14 protein-coding genes are annotated in these 19,743 nt (G+C 55.6%); 6 read left to right on the forward strand and 8 right to left on the reverse strand.

Features of this window, described 5'->3' with window-relative positions; translation table 11 throughout:
• Positions 1-596: 596 nt before the first annotated feature.
• On the forward strand, positions 597-2,318 hold the full coding sequence (locus A1332_RS05500) for a DUF885 domain-containing protein (protein WP_064007553.1): 1,722 nt from the start codon (positions 597-599) through the stop codon (positions 2,316-2,318).
• Between the two features lie 106 nt (positions 2,319-2,424).
• On the opposite strand, the gene A1332_RS05505 is transcribed toward A1332_RS05500, so the two are convergent.
• Complete coding sequence (locus A1332_RS05505; RefSeq protein ID WP_064007554.1) at positions 2,425-2,907, reverse strand: cupin domain-containing protein; 483 nt, start codon at positions 2,905-2,907, stop codon at positions 2,425-2,427.
• A gap of 274 nt (positions 2,908-3,181) precedes the next feature.
• On the opposite strand from A1332_RS05505, the gene A1332_RS05510 reads away from it, so the two are divergent.
• Positions 3,182-4,102, forward strand: coding sequence for an NAD(P)-dependent methylenetetrahydromethanopterin dehydrogenase (locus A1332_RS05510; RefSeq protein ID WP_064007555.1), 921 nt, complete (start codon positions 3,182-3,184; stop codon positions 4,100-4,102).
• A 259-nt stretch (positions 4,103-4,361) separates the two neighbouring features.
• On the opposite strand, the gene A1332_RS05515 is transcribed toward A1332_RS05510, so the two are convergent.
• Positions 4,362-4,844 (reverse strand): tautomerase family protein, encoded by a 483-nt coding sequence (locus tag A1332_RS05515; RefSeq protein WP_064007556.1) that lies wholly within the window; start codon positions 4,842-4,844, stop codon positions 4,362-4,364.
• Between the two features lie 305 nt (positions 4,845-5,149).
• Here A1332_RS05515 and A1332_RS05520 point away from each other — a divergent pair, with 305 nt between their 5' ends.
• Positions 5,150-6,070 (forward strand): LysR family transcriptional regulator, encoded by a 921-nt coding sequence (locus A1332_RS05520; protein ID WP_064007557.1) that lies wholly within the window; start codon positions 5,150-5,152, stop codon positions 6,068-6,070.
• On the opposite strand, the gene A1332_RS05525 is transcribed toward A1332_RS05520, so the two are convergent.
• The 6 genes from A1332_RS05525 to A1332_RS05550 form a co-directional block, all read right to left on the reverse strand.
• Positions 6,067-6,792, reverse strand: coding sequence for a glutathione S-transferase family protein (locus A1332_RS05525; RefSeq protein WP_064007558.1), 726 nt, complete (start codon positions 6,790-6,792; stop codon positions 6,067-6,069). The genes A1332_RS05520 and A1332_RS05525 overlap by 4 nt on opposite strands.
• Before the next feature lie 338 nt (positions 6,793-7,130).
• Entirely contained in the window at positions 7,131-10,235 is a 3,105-nt protein-coding gene (locus A1332_RS05530) for an efflux RND transporter permease subunit (RefSeq protein ID WP_064007559.1), read from the reverse strand.
• Between the two features lie 137 nt (positions 10,236-10,372).
• Positions 10,373-11,500, reverse strand: coding sequence for an efflux RND transporter periplasmic adaptor subunit (locus A1332_RS05535; RefSeq protein WP_064007560.1), 1,128 nt, complete (start codon positions 11,498-11,500; stop codon positions 10,373-10,375).
• A complete protein-coding gene (locus tag A1332_RS05540) occupies positions 11,497-13,002 on the reverse strand; it encodes an efflux transporter outer membrane subunit (RefSeq protein ID WP_197491400.1) in 1,506 nt (501 codons plus the stop codon). The genes A1332_RS05535 and A1332_RS05540 overlap by 4 nt, the downstream gene beginning before the upstream one ends.
• Positions 12,999-13,652 (reverse strand): TetR/AcrR family transcriptional regulator, encoded by a 654-nt coding sequence (locus A1332_RS05545; protein ID WP_064007561.1) that lies wholly within the window; start codon positions 13,650-13,652, stop codon positions 12,999-13,001. Before A1332_RS05545 ends, A1332_RS05540 begins: the two co-directional genes overlap by 4 nt.
• Positions 13,653-14,250: 598 nt before the next feature.
• Positions 14,251-14,634 carry a hypothetical protein gene (locus A1332_RS05550; RefSeq protein ID WP_064007562.1) on the reverse strand — a complete coding sequence of 128 codons (384 nt, stop codon included), beginning with the start codon at positions 14,632-14,634 and terminating at the stop codon, positions 14,251-14,253.
• A 504-nt stretch (positions 14,635-15,138) separates the two neighbouring features.
• Here A1332_RS05550 and A1332_RS05555 point away from each other — a divergent pair.
• The 3 genes from A1332_RS05555 to A1332_RS05565 all read left to right on the forward strand — a co-directional run bounded on the left by A1332_RS05555 (position 15,139) and on the right by A1332_RS05565 (position 19,664).
• Positions 15,139-16,677: a PAS domain S-box protein gene (locus A1332_RS05555; RefSeq protein WP_064007563.1), complete on the forward strand. Its 1,539-nt coding sequence runs from the start codon at positions 15,139-15,141 to the stop codon at positions 16,675-16,677.
• A 294-nt stretch (positions 16,678-16,971) separates the two neighbouring features.
• A complete protein-coding gene (locus A1332_RS05560; protein WP_064007564.1) occupies positions 16,972-17,211 on the forward strand; it encodes a hypothetical protein in 240 nt (79 codons plus the stop codon).
• Between the two features lie 41 nt (positions 17,212-17,252).
• Positions 17,253-19,664 carry a type I restriction-modification system subunit M gene (locus tag A1332_RS05565; RefSeq protein WP_064007565.1) on the forward strand — a complete coding sequence of 804 codons (2,412 nt, stop codon included), beginning with the start codon at positions 17,253-17,255 and terminating at the stop codon, positions 19,662-19,664.
• Positions 19,665-19,743: the final 79 nt, after the last annotated feature.

A 19,743-nucleotide genomic window follows, 5' to 3' on the forward strand; every position in this document is an offset into this window, starting at 1 on the left:
CTCTCTTTTGATTTTGAACGAATAGCCATTCTATTTGACTTGTCGGTTTACTGCTCGGCATTGTTAGCAACAGAATTAGAGCAGGTGATCGAGGTTATTGGTCATGATTTACTCGCTTGCGGGCGTGCCGGCGATTTTACTACTAGCCCCCATCAACTCCAGCTCAAACCGGTGCGAAAAACTGTCTGGCGATATTCCCAAGCGACGCGTATACGCCTGCCAAACATGCAGCGGCTGCGCCGTATGGTTTAGCTGCGCCCGGCATTGCTTTGACGGCATTCACCTGTAGCTCGGCGGCACGCTGTAAACCTTGGTGAACACCGCTGAACGTCTCGGCGGCACCGCCAAATGATTTGGTTTTACCGACACAGGAATTTGCGGCACCGACGAGCGGTTTTAGCGTGCACAGCGCTTACTTGGACACCATTGACCCTGACCTAAATACCACCGCTCCGTCGCCGGCAGGAGCCGGTTGTCACAGGGGATTTGCTACAACACCTCAGCCAAAGTGACCTCAAGATCTGGGTTTAAACTGGTTGACTGACCCTTGCCTTGCTATATGATGGGCCGTCATCATTCGGAAAACGGGGGCTACCATGTTACGCACCATCAATTTCCAAGGCTCGCGCGCCATTGTCGCCATCCTGGCGCTACTGCTGTTCGGCGGACAACCGCTTGCCGCCGGCAAATCAACCCCAAGCTGGGAAGCGTTTGTCGGTGAATTCATCGAACAGTACTTCCAGCTCCACCCCGCCTTTGCCGCCAATGCCGGCCGGCATGAATTCGACGGTAAAATTCCGGATTGGAGCCCGGAAGGGTTGGCCCGGCAAAGCCAATGGCTGATAGTGCAGCGCGAATTAGCCGCCCAATATCCCAATGCATCACTTAAACCAAGCGCACGCTTCGAACAAAAGCATTTACTGACGGTAATCGATGAGGAATTGTTCTGGCTGCAATCGGCCAAGTCGCCCGCGAAAAATCCGCTGTTCTATTCGCAGGCCTTAGATCCTAACGTCTACCTGACCCGCCCGTATGCGCCGCTCGACCAGCGCCTGCGCGCCTTCATCAATTACGCTACCAACATCCCCAAAGCCGCCGCGCAAATCCGCGCCAATCTAAAACCGCCGTTACCGCGCAGCTATATCGACGTGGGCAAGACTATATTCACCGGCCTGGCGACTTTCTATGAAACCGATGCCAAAGCCACCTTTGCCGCGGTGGACAATCCGGAATTGCAGCAGCAGTTCGATACTGCGGTGCCGGCCGCAGCCAAAGCGATGCGGGAACTGACCGACTGGTTGGAACAACAGCGCGGCAATGCCAACGACGATTTTGCGTTGGGTGCAAACCGTTTCCGGGCGATGCTGAAGGCCAGTGAAGGGGTTGATGTGCCGCTGGAAACACTTGAGAAGATGGGCCGCGCCGATCTGGAACGAAATCTCGCCGCGCTGTCAGAAGCGTGTAAACAGTATGCCCGGAATGCATCGCTGCCGGAGTGCGTCGCCAAAGTCGAAGCACAAAAGCCCGCCGATGGCGCGGTCGCCGAGGCACACCGGCAACTGGTGCAATTGAAGGCGTTTTTAACCGAAAAAAACCTGCTGTCGATTCCCAGCCAGGAGGACGCGACCGTCGCCGAATCGCCGCCGTTCAAACGCTGGAATTCGGCTTACATCGACATCCCCGGCCCTTTTGAACACGCCCTACCCTCCATCTACTACGTGGCACCGCCCGATCCGGCCTGGAGTGCCGCCGAGCAAGCTGCCTATGTGCCCAGCAAGGCCAATCTGCTATTTATTTCCGCACATGAAGTCTGGCCCGGCCATTTCTTGCAGCATTTGCATGCCGACCGCACTGCTTCAAAGCTAGGACAATTGTTTAGCAGTTACGCGTTCTCCGAAGGCTGGGCGCATTACTCAGAAGAATTGATGTGGGAAGCCGGCTTGAATGCGGGCGATGCGCAAACCCATATCGGCCAATTGTTGAATGCCTTGCTCCGCAATGTGCGGTTTTTGTCCGCGCTGGGCTTACACACCCAAGGCATGACTGTGGAAGCGTCGGAAAAAATGTTCCGGGAACAGGCCTTCCGCGACCCAGGTACGGCCAAGCAACAAGCCGCGCGCGGTACCTTCGACCCCGGTTATCTGAATTACACGCTGGGAAAACTAATGATTCGCAAACTACGCGAGGACTGGAGCGCCAGCCGTGGCGGCCGGACGGCGTGGAAATCCTTCCACGATACCTTCCTGTCTTACGGTGCGCCGCCGATTCCGTTGATTCGGCAGGCGATGTTGGGAAGCGATAGCGGGTCTGATCTTTAATGCCCTATCGAGAGCGGCTGACAGACGCGCGATGTTGAGGTTTTTGCACAAAAACAGCCGATAATCGCGCTAGCGATACCCGTTACCTTGCCAATTTACCCAAGCGCTATTTCTGCCTGCGTGGGTCATCGGCGGGATTGATATAAGTAATACCCCATGGTCCGGTGGCAATCAGCTCGACGATTGTTTCCTCGTCAGTTGTCCAGACATAATGCGCGTGGTTAGCGGGTAATACGAAGCTGGAACCTGTTTTAAACATCTTTCCCTTCTTCGTATCCAAGCTCTCGCCCATACCGTTTCCTAGCTTGCCACGCAGGACGGTAATGACCTCTGTAAAAGGATGTATATGTGGTGGAATTGGATAATTAGCTGGAAATTTCAACCAAGCGATAAACACTCCCGCTTTATTCGGGTCACCCACCAGAACTACGCTTTGAGCACCCTTGGGAAGTATCGGTTCGTCAGCCCACTTAACCGTATCCGGCGTAAACGCCTCCATAGCCTCGGCACGCATACGATCGATTTTATCCTGAGCTAATACAGAATTTGCGAAAGAAACAATTATTAAAGCTATCAAATAAATTCTCATCTGGGCTCCGTGTTCTGTGCCGTTAGTGTGTCGATATGATGGACTATTCGCAATCCAAGACGCAATCCTCGGCGCATAAGCGATAGCATCAGTTATCGAGACGCCGGTCCAAGGCAGCGGATGACGCTTCGCTTATCCGCTCGCGGCCCTGATTGGGTTGGCGGAGGAGTCCGCCTTACTTGCTACGAAGAACAAGTTTTTAAGAGCCCGCAGTAAATAGTCCGGTATCTACTATATTAAAACGGCCCTTAAATTTAACCCGGACCAATCGACCATGACTAAAAAAATCCTGTACTTTTTAACGCCAAGCGACAACATTAGCCCATTCGATGTCACCATTGCTGCTGATGCCGGCTTCGATATGGTGGTGCCGTTTACCAAAGTCGAACCTAAACAAGTATCGGCAATGGTTCAAGACGCCATTTTTTGTCGCCCACCCAACCGCTTTAACGACACCGGCATTTTCATCGGCGGACGCGATGTGCATATGGCGACCGACATGTTTCAGAATGCCAAAAATGCCATGGTCGGACCTTTCAAGGTTGGCGTATTCGCCGATCCGAATGGCGCTTACACCACGTCCGCAAGTATTGTCGCCTTGATCGAACAGGTTCTGAACGACAAGACAGGCAATGGCTTATCCGGAAAGAAAGTAGCCATATTCGGCACCGGGCCCGTCGGTCTATGCACGGCTATCTTGGCTACGCAACAGGGTGCGAAGGTAAAACTGTGCCAACTGGTTGCCGACGACGACGAAAGATCGGCGCAACGCTTTTGCGAACGCTACAACACTCAAGTCGAATGGGTGTCTGCACAGACTAACGACGAAAAAGACATAGTGGTCCGGGAAGCCGAAATCATTGTTAGTGCGGTAAGAGCCGGGGTGCGCATTTTGGAGAACTCCCTGGCGCATGCCGCCAACCTGATCCTGGCCGCCGATACCAATGCCGTGCCACCTAGCGGCGTAGCCGGCATCGGCCTTAACGACCTTGGCGTTGTCGCGGAGGTATCCGGCACCCGTTTTTTGAGCATAGGCCCCATGGCTATCGGTAATTTGAAATATAAAACCCAGTTTGGCTTGTATGAGCAGATCCAAAAAAGCAGTACCGCGGCGTTAATCGATTTTCCCGAAGCGTATGAATTTGCGCTGTCGGTATTGAAACAGCAAGCGATCAAGCCGGAAAAATCGATTTAAATCGTCAGTTCAACTATTTGGCGGCTCACCCTGACCGGCAGAACTTCGCCGGTCGCAAAGCTGTGCAAAATACCGCCAAACTAAACCCTGCATGCCGCTAAGTTAAGCGCTTGTAGCTGCGAATTTATTCGCACTATCGGCGCCAAAGGTCGAATAAGTTCGACCCTACAGCACGTCCAACTCTTCACTTAACGGCATCGACTAAACCTCAAGGTCTCGGGCAAATTGGCCGGCTCGCTGGGAGCCGGCCGGCCGTCGGCTATTGATGATCCGTCACGCCCGGTGTCAGCAAGATGTGTACCGGGAGTTTTTCTTGCAGCGTGTACGGACTGGCCTTGTTCTCCGCCACCCAGCGTTTCTCCGCCACCGATTCGAACGGTGGCGGCAATTCGCCTTGTAGCGACCAAAGATCGAAGGGGGTTTCGTCTATGGAGATTTCCCAGTCGTAACCGCGTTCTTTCACAAACGGTGCAACCACTTCGTCCAGCGTTCTAATCCACCACTCGCGTAGGATGGGGCCGGGGATGGTGCGCGCTATCTGATCAACCTTGAAACGGACGAAATTGTTATGCAGTTTGCCGCCGACAAAGCAATTGCCTTGCGCAATTTCCTCGTAAACGATCACGACGTAAAATTTGGGGATGGGCACACCGGCATAAATGCTGGTAATGCGTTCGGACAGTTCTTGTTTGTCTTCGACGCTGAACGCTCCGCTGGGATGATAGACTTTCCACAAAGGCATGATGATTCTCCTGTAATTTGCAATTACGTTTTGGCGCTCCTACTAGCCACCTTGTTATTCTCAGTTGGCATCCCGCCAAATTCGACACTTGATGCACAATTGAGAGTGAGGCGACGCGCCACCGCGTAAACTTGCAAATTCCTTGGGGAGAATTAAACGCCGGCGGCTGCGTCGGCGGTCAATCTATGCCGGGGAAGGCAAACGGTAAAATGCTTTGTATTCATACGCCTATGAAAATAATCCATGCCGAACGTCCCTGGCGTTTTCGTTAACATAGCTCGCGTTTACATTTTGGAAACCCCGCCATGGCCGACTTAAGAACGTTTGATTTGAATCTATTGATCGCTTTCGATCTGCTGATGAAGGAACGCAATGTGTCGCGGGCGGCAGAAAAAATGTTCATTAGCCAATCGGCAATGAGCCATGTGCTGCAACGCTTGCGGCAACAACTGGAAGACCCGTTGCTAGTGAAAACCCCGGCGGGTATGACGCCGACGCCACGCGCCCTGTCCCTGGTAGCACCCGTGGCGGCGGTGCTTAAAGAGGTGGAAGGCTTGATTCGCGCGCCGGCGCCGTTCGATCCCGCCAACTGCCGGCGCGCCTTTAACCTGGCGGCGACGGATTACGTGGAAGCCCTGCTGTTGCCCAAGCTGGCGCCGCACATTGCCCGGCAGGCGCCGGGCGTGGATATTCATTTCAAGCGTACCAGCAGCCATTTTCCTTTGAATGCGCTGGAACAAGGTGAGATAGACCTGATACTGGGATTTGAAGTGATGTTGAATCCCCCCAAACATCTACATTGCGAACGCCTGTTCGACGATTACATGGTCTGTGTGGCGCGCATCGGCCACCCGCTGGTGAATGCGGGATTGACACTGGAAGACTATATAGACCTACCGCATATTCTGGTGTCCAGAACGGGAGCCAGTACCGGGCAGGTCGACAGCTGGTTGGCGGAACACGGCCGCGAGCGGCGTGTGGCGCTGACTGTTTCGCATTTTCTGTCCGCGTCGCTGATCGTGGCGCAAACGGATATGGTCATGGCTTCTCCCAAACGCACGGCCGAACAATTTGCTCAGACTTTGCCTTTACAGTTGGTGCCCTTGCCGCTGGAGTTACCGCATTACGACATGGTCCTGGTCTGGCATCCGCTGCAAGACCAGGATCCCGCCAACTGCTGGCTACGCGCTGAAATCCGCGCCGCCTGCGCCGCTCTGGACCATTAAGCGCCAAACTGCGGTTCGCCCAGCTCGGGAAAATAGCGAAACTGCATGCGCCGGCAGTAATCGACTAACGCGGATTGGGTTAACGCATAATCCTTGACCGGCGACGTAACCGGACAGGCTAAAAGATTGATCAAGACGCCGTAGGCCGAAGCATCGACGCTGCTGGGCCGGTCTCCCAACAAAAAAGTTTTGCCATGAAGCGCGGCGGACACAGCCGCCACATCCCGCCGACCCAATTCGAAAACCTGTGCGGCAGGCAGCCGGCCAATGCCGTGGCCGCGCATTTGTCCCTTAATCCGCAACCGATAGCGTGCGGCCACCAAATCCGCCAAGGGCTGCGGCAGACCCTGAAAAATCGCCCGCTTATTGATGCGCCAATTCTCCGCTCCGTATTGCCAACGGCTATACATGCACACCCAATATAAATGTTCTTCCAACAGGCGTTGCCATGCCAGAGATCGGGCGCTTTTCTCGGCCGACAGATGCCCATCCAGGCTATCGCCGTAATGCTGTTGCAAATAACAAATAATCACCCGGCTATCGGCGAGCTTTTGACCATTGTCTTCTATGAAAGGCAACTTGCCGAAGGGTGCGTAGATGGGCAAGGTTTCGGCAATGCGATATTCAATGCCCGCCATGCGCAGATAGGTTTCCAGCTTTGCGCAAAATTGACTGGGGTTGGGAATATTCCAGGCTCGGGGGAATTGATGCAACGTAATCATCTGGTATTTCGTTTATCGCCGAATTTGTGCTGCATTTAGGGTGGTTGAATCAAAGCATTCTTTCGAAACACAAACAAGGATCACAAGCGCTAGATGGCAAAAACTTCTCGTTAAATTGGTGGGCCTGATTTGCAACAGGATTTGACCATGACGACAACAAACCTATTCCCGCCCCCGTAGTTTGTTCAAAATATTCTCGTCCATCTACGTGGGGCGAGTTTAAACAAACGCAAGCATTGTTTCATAGATTTTTTGTATCTATTCGGCAATGGTGATCGGGGTGGATAAGCCTGTGCGCATCCACCCTGATTGCCGGCTTTCATGGCACCGAGATGGCCCTATTCCCCCAGGCTGTGTTGCCACGCGTCGCCGCTGTTTCCAAACCGAGCCAAAGCAACAATACGGCGGGTAAGACTCAAAATGTCGTCGATAGCGGTGTAGGCCACCGGAATTACTACCAGGCTCAGCGCCGTCGAAGTCAGCAGGCCGCCGATCACGGTAGTCGCCATCGGCGCCCGAAAGCTCGGATCGGCACCTAGGCCCATCGCAATCGGCAGCATGCCGGCGCCCATCGCGATCGTCGTCATCAGGATCGGTTGCACCCGCTTGCGGCAACTGTCGATCACCGCGTCCACCCGGCTCATGCCGCGTTCCCGGCGGGCGATCATCGCGTATTCGACCAGCAGGATCGAGTTCTTGGTCACTACGCCCATCAGCATCAACAATCCGATCACGCTGGGCATCGCGAAACTGCCGCCGGTCAGCAGCAAGGCCAAGAAGGCCCCGCCCAGCGACAAGGGCAGCGCGCCTAGGATCGTCACCGGCTGACTGAAGTCGCCGAACAACAGCACCAACACCAGGTAAATGCACAACACCCCAATCGCCATGGCCCCGCCGAAGCTGCCGAACAACTCGTTCATCCGTTGCGCATCGCCTGATTCTATCGTGCGCACGCCGGCCGGCAGGTTTTGCAGGGCCGGTAATTGCATGGCCTCGGCCAACACGTCGCCGACCGCCCGCTCGCCTAACTCGATGTCAAACGTCGTATTGCGCATCCGGTCCAGCCGGTCGATCTGCTGCAAGCCACCGGCCAAGCGAATGTCGGCCAGGGTTGCCAAACTCACACTGCCGCCGCGTCCGGACACCCGCAGTTGGCCGATTTCGTCCAAGCTGTGGCGCACCGACTCGGCCAGCCGTACTCGAATCGGAATTTGCCGTTGCGGCAGATTCAGCTTGGCCATCACGTTGGAGTAATCGCCGTAACTGGCGACCCTCACCACTTCGGCCAACGCCTCGACCGTGACACCCAACTCGGCGGCCTTGCCGAAATCCGGGGAGATCTGAATCTCCGGACGTTGCAGGCTGGCGCTGGAGGTAATGTTCCCGAGACCGCGCAGTTGGCGCAACTCGAGCTCGACCGCATCGGCGGCCCGGCGCAAGGCTTGTGGATCGTCGCTCGCCAGCGTCAATTGCAGTTTTTCGCCGCTGCCGCCGGCACCGACGGCCACCCGCACGCCGGGCAAATCGGCCAGTTTCTCGCGAATTGCCGCTTCGACCGCCGCTTGTTTATACGGGCGTTCGGCGCGGTCGCGCAGGCTCAAGGTCAAGGTCGCCTTGCGCACTTCGTAGTTGGTGGTCGCGGCATCCGCACCGCCACCGCCGCTACTGGAGACGCCGCCCGCCGCGAACACTTGCGTGATGTCCGGCAATTCGCGCAAGCGGCGTTCGGCTTCGGCGGCGATATGGCGGGTTTGCGCCAGCGTGCTGCCGGGCGGCAATTCCAGCGCCACCTTGGTTTGACTATTGTCTGCCGCCGGCACGAAGCCAGTGGGCAACAAGGGCATCAAACTCAGCGAACCGGCCACGAACACCACCACGCCGACGCCGACCGCCAAGCGATGGCTCAGACACCAGTCCACCGCCTTCAGATAGATGCGCATCATCGCGCTGTCGCCGCTATCGCGTTCCGGATGCGGCCTCAGCAGATAGGCCGCCATCATCGGCGTCAGCAAACGCGCCACCAGCAACGACGCCAATACCGCCGCTGCGGCGGTCACGCCAAATTGGCGAAAGAATTTGCCCGCTACGCCGCCCATGAACGCGGTCGGCAAGAACACCGCCACTAGGGTAAAAGTGGTGGCGATCACCGCGAAGCCGATTTCGTCGGCAGCGTCCATCGCCGCTTGCAGCGGCTTCTTACCCATCCGTAAATGCCGGACGATGTTTTCGATTTCGACAATGGCGTCGTCCACCAAAATCCCCACCACCAAGGCCAGGGCCAGCAACGAGATGATGTTCAAGCTGAAGCCGAAATACCACATTGCTGCGAAGGTCGGCAGAATGGACAAGGGTAGAGCCACCGCCGCAACCAGCGTCGCCCGCCAATCCCGCAAAAACCACCAGACTACAACGACGGCCAGGAAAGCGCCTTCGTAAAGCAAATGCATGGAGCCGGTGAAGTTGTCTTCGACCGGCTGCACGGTGTCGAAGGCTTCGCGGATTCGCACTTGCGGATTGGCGGCGGCAAACTCGGCCAGCGCCGCGCGCACCGCTTCGGCCACGGTCACTTCGCTGGTGCTTTTGTTGCGAACGATGTCGAAACCGATCACCGGCCGGCCGTCCAAGGTCGCGTAGGTGGAACGTTCGGCGATGGTATCGGTGATGTCGGCAATTTGGTCCAGTTTGATGTGGCTGCCGTTGGCCAGCGGAATATCCAGGTTGCGCAGCTCGCCGGCTGTCGCTACTCGTCCTAAGGTGCGTACCGATTGCACGCCGCCGCCGATGTCGCCGCGTCCGCCGGACGCGTCCTGCTGTACTTTTTTCAGTTGCGTCGCCACCTCGCTGACCAACGCGCCCAAGCCCGCCATCCGCACCGGGTCCAGATCGACGTGCACCTCGCGATCGACGCCGCCGGTGCGGGTCACCTTGCCGACGCCGGTCACCGCCAACAGCCGCTTGCTGACGTCGTTATCGACGAACCACGACAAAGCCGCTTCGTCCATGTTTTCGGCGCTGACCACGTAGGTCAGGATCGCACCGCCGGCCGTCGTGGTCTTGGAGACGATGGGCGCGGCCATCGCCGACGGCAATTCCGAGCGGGCGCCGTCCACCGCGTTGCGCACCTGATTCAGCGCCTCTTCGGAGTTTTTGTCGATGTTGAACTCGACCTTGATCGAAACCGAGCCGTCGGTGATCGTGGTCCGCACGTGCTCGACGCCGCCGATGGCGGCGATTTTGTCTTCGATCTTACGCGCCACTTCGGTTTCCAACTGCGCCGGCGCCGCGCCTTCCAAGGTTGCGGCGACGGTGATGGTCGGCACTTCAATGTCCGGAAAGTTTTGTTTGCCCAATTGCTTCAAGCCCATGCCGCCCAGAATCGACAGCACCGCGAACAACAATAAACTGGGCACCGGTTTGCGGATGGCCCATGCGGAAAAATTCATGATTTTGCTCCCGCGCCCAAGACCGCGATGTGGTGCTTGAGCGCTGATAAATGGCGATGCGTTCGGCATCGTGGTTGAAAAGCCGCCGTTGGCAGGCGCCCGCGGGCGCTCTAATGAATGGATTGCTTCGGCGCGATTCAGATCTTGGGCGTTACGCTGACGATGTCGCCATCCTTCAAAAACGCCCCGCCGCCGGCAACCAAACTGGCATCACCGGCGATGCCCTCGCGAATTTCCACCCAATCGCCCACCCGGCGGCCGGTGACGACGCTACGTTGAATCACCGGCTTGGCGGTTTGCTCGACCGAGCCGGCGGGCTTGGCGATTTCGAACACGTAATCGCGGCCGTCGCGCAAGACCAACGCGGTCTGCGGCACGACCAAGGCGGCTTGCGCGCCGACGGCGATGCTGCCTTGCAAATACATACCCGGCTTGACCGCGGCGTTGGGTATATCGACGTAAACCAGCGCGTTGCGGGTGGTGTCGTCCACGGTCGGCGCGGTCATCCGCACAGTGCCGGTCACGTTGCCGCCGTCCGGCAAGCTCAATTCGACCGCTTGGCCGGCGCGGATTTGCGCGAGCTGCTGGGCGTTGACCTCGGCCCGCCACTCGACCCGCCCCTGGCGCACCAGCCGGAACAACTCGGTCCCCGTCGCCACGACATCGCCGAGGCCGGCGCCGCGCGCCGAAATGACGCCGTCGTCCGGCGCGACGATATGGGTCTGACTCAAGCGGATCCGTTGGTTTTCCAGCTCCGCTTGCGCCAAGGCCAAGTCGGCGCGCGCGGTTTGCTCGGCGATTAAATATTCGTCGATTTTCTGCGACGACAAGGCCCCGCTGTCTTGAATTTCGCGGGCGCGGGCGGCGTCGGCCTGGGCCTTGGCCAGATTGGCCCGGCTCTTGTCGACGCTGGCTTGTTGCTTGTGCAGTTCGGCAACGACGGTTTCGTCGGCCAACACCGCCAAATCCTGGCCGCGTTTGACCCGGCTGCCGACGTCGACCAGTATCTGCTTGATCCGCAAACTGCCGATTTCGGCGCCGATTTTGGCTTCCTGCCAGGCCGCTACCGCGCCGTTGACCTTGATCGTCACCGGCCAATCCTGTCGGGTCGGCGCCAGCGTTTCGACCGCCAGCACCACCTTGGATTTAACGGCAACAGCCGCCGGCGCCGGTTTACCGGCAAATACCAGCAAACCGATGCCGAGGCCCGTCAGGGTCACGCCGACCAGCCAAGTTCGTAAAGTATACTTTTGCCTGATGTTCATAGTTGCTCCTCGCTTCGGCGGTTGCCGTCACTCAATGGGGTTCCGGCGTTCAATTGCGTATCCTGGGCGCGCCAACCGCCGCCCAGTGCCTTGTAAAGCGCGATCCAGTACTGCACGCGATTTTGTTGTTGGGTGATGTGGCTGATTTGCTGCGCGATCATCTGGCCGCGCGCATCCTCCAGCGACAGCAGACTCAGCCCACCGGCCCGCCAATTCAGCTCGGCCGCTTGAAAATACTGGCGATATTGCTCGGCGCTGCGGCCTTCGGCGATTTCCCGTTGCTCGGCGCCGCTCAGATTGACCAAGGCTTGTTCGACTTCCTTGATCGCGGCGCGGATATCGCTCCGGTAACTGGCCCACGCGCTGGCATAAGCGGCTTCGGCGCTATCGACCTTGGAGCGTAATTCGCCGCCGTCGAAGATCGGTAAGGTCACGGTCGGGCCGATCGACCAGGTGTTGCTGCTCAGGGTCAAGCCGGTGGTTTCGGTTTTGCGCTTGCCGATCGAACCGGTCAGGCTGACGCTGGGATAGCGCTTGGCGACCGCGTTGCCGATGTCGGCGCTGGCCGCCGCCAGCTTGCGCTCGTCGGCGGCCAGATCCGGACGCTGGGTCAGCAAGTCGGCCGGCACGCTATCCACTTGAAATTGCGCAGGTGTCGGTATGCCTCTGCCGCCGGCCAACCACTCGCGCAAATCGGCTTCTGCCAGATCGGTCAGCGCCACCAAGGCCTTGACGGTGTTGTCGCATTCGGCGCGCTGGGCGATCAGACTGGATTCGCCGGCATGCAGGCTGGCCTCGGCCAATGCCGCGTCAGCCGGCGACGAAAATCCGGCGCGGGCCAGGACGCCGGTCAAGTGCGCGGCATCCTGTTTCGAAGCGATGGCGTTTTGATAGGCAGCCGCCGCCAGTTCGCAGGCGCGGTAACTGACATAGTTGCTCGCCACTTCCGCCGCCAAGCTGATTTTGGCGTTCTGCCAAGTCAATTCCGCCGCTGTCAGGCGGGCTTGCTCGGCCTGCCGGCCGAAGGCGAATTTGCCGAATAAATCCAGCTCCCAACTGGCATCCAGACTGCCGGACAGGATTTGGGTAATGCCGCTACCGAAGCCCGTGCCACTGCCGGTAGCGGTTTGCGAGTTCGCCCCGGACGTGCCGCCGCCCTTGGAGCGGCTAAAAGCCCCGCTACCGGCCAAGCTGGGCATGCCGCCGGCTTCCGCGCCGGCCAGACTGGCGCGCGCCGAGGCAATACTGGCCACGGCTTGGTCCAGCGTAGGGTTATCTTGTTCGGCGGCCTGCTGCAAGCGCGTCAATACCGGGTCGTCGAATTGACGCCACCAATCGGTGAATTCAGTCGCGCCGCCGGCGTCCTTCCGTTGCGCTTGCCATTGCGCCGGGGTGTCGATCGCCGGCCTGACGTAGTCGGGAAACACGCTGCAACCGGCCAAAACGCCGCAACCGGCCAAAACGCCGCTACCGGTCAGAATTGCCAACATTGCCGCTTTCACGACAGTCTCCGGGCGGTGACGCCGTCTAAAAACACCTGAACGACAAATAAGACATGGGCGCGAGCATCCCAGTCCGCTTCCAGGCAACCGAACAAGGCTTTGTTTCTCGGTTCGGCAAACAGCATTTCCAAAAACAAGGCCGCCGCGCGTTCGACGTCGTGTGCCGGCAAACCGTTCGCCGCGCCGTGTCGACGCAGGTAATCGGCAATCACATTTTGAATGCGCTTGGGTCCGGTGGTTTCCATCCGTTCGCTTAGTTCCGGAAAGTGCAGCGCTTCGGCGACGCCCATCCGGTAAAACGAGATCATGTCGGGCTGCATGACTTTAGCCAGCATGTTTTCGCCAAGCGCGATCAAGCCGTCGCGGCAAGACATTTGCGCTAGGTTCTCGATACTTTGCAATTGGGAAATATCGGATTCCACCAGGCGTTCGACCGAGGCCAACATCAATTCGGCCTTGTTTTTATAGCGCTCGTAGATGGTTCGGGTGGAAACTCCGGCCGCCGCGGCAACCTTGGCGATGCTGGTGTTGGCATAACCCTCGCGCATGAACAGTGCCAGAGCCTGATCCAGCAAATTGTCGTTGCGCTCGGTTTCGGTACCGGCTTTCGGCCTTCCCACTTTGGGTTTGTTCGGCGTTTCCGCTGTCATCGTCTGCTCCGGGAAAATAAAAATAAAACGTTTCGTTTTTATTATTCTCGAAGAATAGCTTTTAGGCAAGTGCCTAACAGTAAAAGTTTGTAAAGTAGAGCCCGAAATTCGGGCACTGCTTTAAGCTGCGCTGTGACGAAAATTAGTCGGCAGGAACTGAGCGAAAGCAAGCGGAAGATATTTACAGCTGCGCAAACAGCCATGATTGCTGATGAGGTGTAGTCGTTGCACTTCAAATTTTATTTTTTGATTCCCTCTCCCCAACCCTCTCCCGGAGGGCGAGGGAGAAGATGTGCCGAAACTTGAAGTGCGAAAGGTATAAATTTGAAACAGCCCGGAGCTTGCTGGCCTTGTTGATGGGCTTGACTCACTACTTCCAGTTTAACAACTAGGACTAGCGCCAAGACTGTGGAAAAATTTTAAGAGGCGACGCAAACATCCGCTCTCATGCAGAAGAATTGGGACAGCGCCATTCGGCTGGAGTGTGAACAGGGCTCTCTTAAATGTGTCGCCCACTTCCGGCAAAACGCAGCTGATCGCCAAGGCCCCAGGCTGGGTTAACGGCAGTAAGACCCAGCGCTGCAACTAAACCCAAAACTCAAGTCTTGGCTTTTTTATCCTTACGGATACCACGCACGGCATAGGTTCTGGCTTTATCTTTGGCGGTTTCCGCAAAGAAGCCCTTCCAGGTCTCGCCGCCTCTATCGGCAATAGCCGTCGAAAAATCCTTGAACAGGCTGATACCTTCCAAGACCATTTTAGGGCTAAAGCCATAATCGTGGGTCAGGTAGTAGCTGATGCTCATCAGATAGGTTTTTTCTTTGCTGATCAGCTTAATCAGCCGCTGTTTTTGTTTGTCATAAACGTAGTAAGAGGTCAGTGCCAGCAGGCTCAAACCAAAAAATTTCGTCCACAGCAAAATATAGGCATCGTCTTCATAGAGCTTCTGACCTTTGTGCAAAATGGCATCGGTTTTAGTCATATTCATCCTCGTTTCAATTGTCGCGGCATCTTAATTTAAGTTTGAAAACTTTGTTTTATAAATATTGTTCGAGACTGCGGGAGCGGCGACATTTAAGTGCCGGGGCAGTAGTATTACCGTGAAACCCCAAAAATTCGAACCGCCAAGCTACGGCTCAGGATTATCTGCCGGGGAAAATGTACGCTACGAGCGCTATCAACCAATCTGGGACGCTAATTGGAAAACCCTATGACGGCTTAACTACCGGAGATAAAAGCAGGCTGACTCACCGATGTGATTAACATTGATAATGATGGGACATTTAAAAAAATACCATCTAATATTGCGTCTTAACCGATCAAGAAAGATCCTGATTAGTTCTACTTTGTCAGATTTAAGAAGATGCTGTCATGCCCGCCTGGAAGCGGGTATCCCGGTGGGCATGGCCGATTTTTTGGGTTTAGCTGAAGCAGCTTGCTAGTCGGGAATCATAATCTCAAAAACTGGATCATGGAGGTCGTAATAATGGAAAGCGGCATTACAAAAAGCAGCCAAATCAATAACACTGAAAGCTGGTATCGGGCCCTAATCGAATCGTCCGGCGATGCCATTATCGGTAAGGATTTGAATGGCCGGGTTGCCAGCTGGAATCCGGCGGCCGAACGGATGTTCAGTTATACGGAACAGGAGATGCTGGGACAGCCAATAACAAAACTGATCCCCAAACAGCGGATTAACGAAGAACAGGTGATTCTTGCCAGAATCTTGCAGGGGGATCAAATTCAACACTACGAGACGACTCGGCTGCGAAAGAATGATGACGAGTTTCCGGCGTGTATCAGCGTTTCGCCGATAAGGTGTCCGCAAGGCAAAATTATCGGCGCGGCCAAAATCATTCGGGATATTACCGAACGTAAAGCGGCGGATTTGTTGAGCAAAGACAACCGCTTTCGGGCACTGTTCGAGACCATTGTGGATGGCGTGGTGCTGATTAATGCCAAAGGCCTGATTCAGGCATTAAACCCCGCAGCGCTCAGCCTGTTCGGCTATACCCCTATCGAGGTACAAGGCAAAAACATCAGTCTGCTGATGCCCTCCCCCCATGCCGAGCAACATGATCAGCATTTGGATAACTACCTGAAAACAGGCATTAAAAAAGTGATAGGCATTGGCCGGGAAGCGATGGGTAAACGCAAGGACGGTTCGATGTTCCCGGTTGAGTTGACGATCAGCGAAATGGATGTGGACGGCGAGCGTATATTCACGGGCATAATCCGCGACATTTCCCAGCGCAAGCAAGCCGAGGCCGCCAATGATTTTGAGCAAGAGTTGGCTAGCGATCTGTTACAGCGCCTTTGGGAAGCCGAAAAAACCGACAAATCGGGCCTGACTATCTGGCGTGGCGAAAACTTGCCCGGCAAACGCTATTTCTCCGGCGACCTATTACTGCACGCATCCAGTTATGGGCATACTTACGTATTGCACGCCGATTCCATGGGCCACGGCCTGGTAGCCGCTTTACCGCTATTGCCGCTGGGCGATCTGTTTTACTCTTTGGCGCACTCAGGGCACATGGTCGGGGCTATCGCCGCCAAACTGAATCGGATGCTGTTTGAAAGAATGCCTCGTGGCCGCTTCGTTTCCGCCACCATTTTGCGCATAAATACCCATCACAGAAGCGTCGAGTTCTGGAGCGGCGGCATGCCGCCGCTCATAATTTTGACGGTGGAATCCGCTGACGAGACACAGGCCGGTGGCGAGCATCCGGCGTTAGGCGTCTTGTCGCCCGACGATTTCAATGCAAAAACACAGGAATGGCAATGGGATAGCCAATATCCGCAACATCTATTTTCTTATTCCGATGGCTTAACCGATGCGCAAAACACCGCTGGAGAACGATTCGGGCCGAAACGTACTTTGGAGTTATTTAAAAACCAGTGCAAAGCCCCCAGCAAATCAACCGAGCTTTGTGAAGCGTTTGTTGATTTTATCGATCCCAACAAAACCCATGACGACGTATCCTTGCTAATGGTCGATTGCGAGTTGCTGCGGCAATATGCGTAATTGCACGAACTTGCACACCAATCAGAACCAAAAACGTTCGGTAGATAGAGTAATCGCTTAGAAAATCTTTTTCTTCAGCGTCTTCCAGCACCTTTTCCTTTTCACCTGAGACCAATCTGAATCAACCCTGCGCGATAGAAATCGACCCTCTTTTAGTCCTAAAGCGCAGGTTCTCTTTCTCTGATTGGCAATACCAGGAGCCGACTCTAACTACCAAAATAGTCACGGCACATCGGGAATGTTTATATAATTTAGCTAAATTATATAAACATATCAGCCATTTTTGGCCTAAACATGAACGAAAGTGAAATCTACCAACGCATAAACCAAGCTCTGGCGGAAGCGCCGCGTAACCAGTACACCGTAGAGCTCCATTTACAGATGCTCAAATACGCTGACGCATTGAAAAACATCACGGCCAAAGAGTTTTGTGAAGGGGTCGGTCTGCGCGAGAGCTTTGGCACCGAGTTCAGCAAGATGCGTAACCTGACGCAACGTCTAAAAGCGGCAGGACTCAATACTGATCTACTTTAACGGAATAAACCGAATACAAAACGACGGAAACGCTTCTACAAATGGCTATCAAAAAAACCGAACTTTACTCTTCCCTCTGGGCCGGCTGCGACGAACTGCGCGGCGGTATGGATGCCAGCCAGTACAAAGACTATGTGCTGACTTTACTGTTTATGAAGTACGTGTCCGATAAGTACAAGGGCGACCCTTACGGCATGATCGTCGTGCCGCAAGGCGCCAGCTTTGATGACATGGTGGCATTAAAAGGCGATAAAGAAATCGGAGAAAAGCTTAACAAGATCATCAGTGCGCTGGCCGAAGAAAACGACCTCAAAGGCGTCATCGACGTTGCCGACTTTAACGAGGAAGACAAGCTCGGCAAAGGCAAGGACATGATCGACCGCCTGTCCAAGCTGGTCGGTATTTTTGAAGGCATCGATTTATCCGCTAATCGCGCCGATGGTGACGACCTGTTGGGCGACGCCTACGAATACCTGATGCGTCACTTCGCCACCGAGTCCGGCAAATCCAAAGGTCAGTTTTATACCCCGGCGGAAGTCTCGCGCATTCTGGCTAAAGTCATTGGCATAACTCCAGAAACAGATCAGTCTCAATCCGTTTACGACCCCACCTGCGGTTCCGGCTCCTTGTTGTTAAAAGCCAGCGACGAAGCACCGCGCGGCTTAACCATCTTCGGCCAGGAAATGGATAACGCCACCAGTGCGTTGGCCCGCATGAACATGATTCTGCACAACAACGCCACCGCCAAAATCTGGAAAGGCAACACCATCGCCGATCCGCAATGGAAAGACGCCAACGGCAAACTCAAAACCTTCGACTTTGCGGTCGCCAATCCGCCGTTTTCCAACAAAAACTGGACGAGCGGCATTAACCCGCAGGAAGATGAATTCGAGCGCTTCACCTGGGGCATACCGCCGGATAAAAACGGCGACTACACCTTTTTGCTGCACATTATCAAAAGCCTTAAATCCACCGGCAAAGGCGCGGTGATTCTGCCGCATGGCGTATTGTTTCGTGGCAATGCCGAAGCGCGGATTCGTGAAAACCTGCTCAAGCAAGGCTACATCAAAGGCATTATCGGCTTGCCCGCCAACCTGTTTTACGGCACCGGTATTCCGGCCTGCATCATCGTCATTGATAAAGAAAACGCCGCGCACCGCAGCGGGATCTTCATGATCGATGCCAGCAAAGGCTACATGAAAGACGGCAACAAAAACCGGCTGCGCGCGCAGGACATCCACAAAATCGTCGATGCCTTTACCAAACAGCTGGTGTTGCCGCGCTACAGCCGCATGGTGGCCTTAAGCGAAATTGCTGCCAACGACTACAACCTGAATATTCCCCGTTATATCGACAGCAGCGAACCCGAAGACCTGCACGACTTAAGCGGCCATTTGCAAGGCGGCATACCCAACCGCGACATCGCCGCGCTGCAAGCCTATTGGCAGGTATTCCCCAGCCTGCGTCACAGTCTGTTTGCCGAACTCCGCCCCGGCTACAGCAAAGCCTTGATCTCGACCGCACAGGTTAAACCCACGATATTGAACCACCCCGAATTCATTGCCTTTGCACAGCAAAGCCTGCAACCGTTCAGCGCGTGGCGTGACCGGGCTGCGCTAAACGCTATTGAAATCGGCCAACTTCCCAAACTCATCATCCAGCGCATCAGCGAAGACCTGTTACAAGCCTACGCCGACAGTGCCTTGCTGAATAAATACGACGTCTACCAAATCCTCATGGATTACTGGGCCGAAGTCATGCAGGACGATGTCTACGTGCTGGTGCAAGACGGCTGGTCAGCCGGTAAAACCCTGCGCGAACTGGTGGCGCAGAAAGGCGAAAAGCTCAAAGAAACGCCCGACCTCATCATCAACAAAGCCAAATACAAAGCCGAGCTGATTCCACCGGCCTTGCTGGTGGCGCGTTACTTTCAGGCCCAGCAAACCCGCATCGACCAAATCCAGACCGAGCTGGATGCCGCCAGCCAGGAACTGGAAAGCTATCTGGAAGAACACGGCGACGACGATGGCCTGCTCAGCGATGCTCTCAACGACAGAGACAAAGTCACCGCCGCCAGCGTCAAAGCCCGTTTAAAGCTGGCGACCGACCCGGACGAAAAAGCCGCGCTGCAACAGGCGCAAAAACTCTTTGATGCCGAGGCCGACGCTAAAAAATCCCTCAAGGAACAGCAGGAAGCACTGGATTTGGCCGTGTTCAAACACTACGCCAGCTTGAGCGAAGCCGAGATTAAAACCCTGATCGTCGAAAACAAATGGCTGGCTTGTCTTGAGGCCAATATCCAAGCCGAAATCGAGCGCGTCACCCAGCAATTGGCGAATCGGGTAAAAGAGCTGGAAGAGCGTTATGCTGAGCCGTTGCCTGCCATCACGCAATCGGTTGATGTGTTGAGTGAAAAAGTGGCCGGACACTTGAAGGCGATGGGTTTGGAGTAGGCGTTATGACAATTGGCAATCAGGTAGTTGTAGGGTGGATAAGCGCCAGCGCACTTGTGCCCCGGTGGGTATCTACTGA

It is taken from the genome of Methylomonas methanica (genome assembly GCF_001644035.1).
Classification (GTDB): Bacteria; Pseudomonadota; Gammaproteobacteria; order Methylococcales; family Methylomonadaceae; genus Methylomonas; species Methylomonas methanica_A.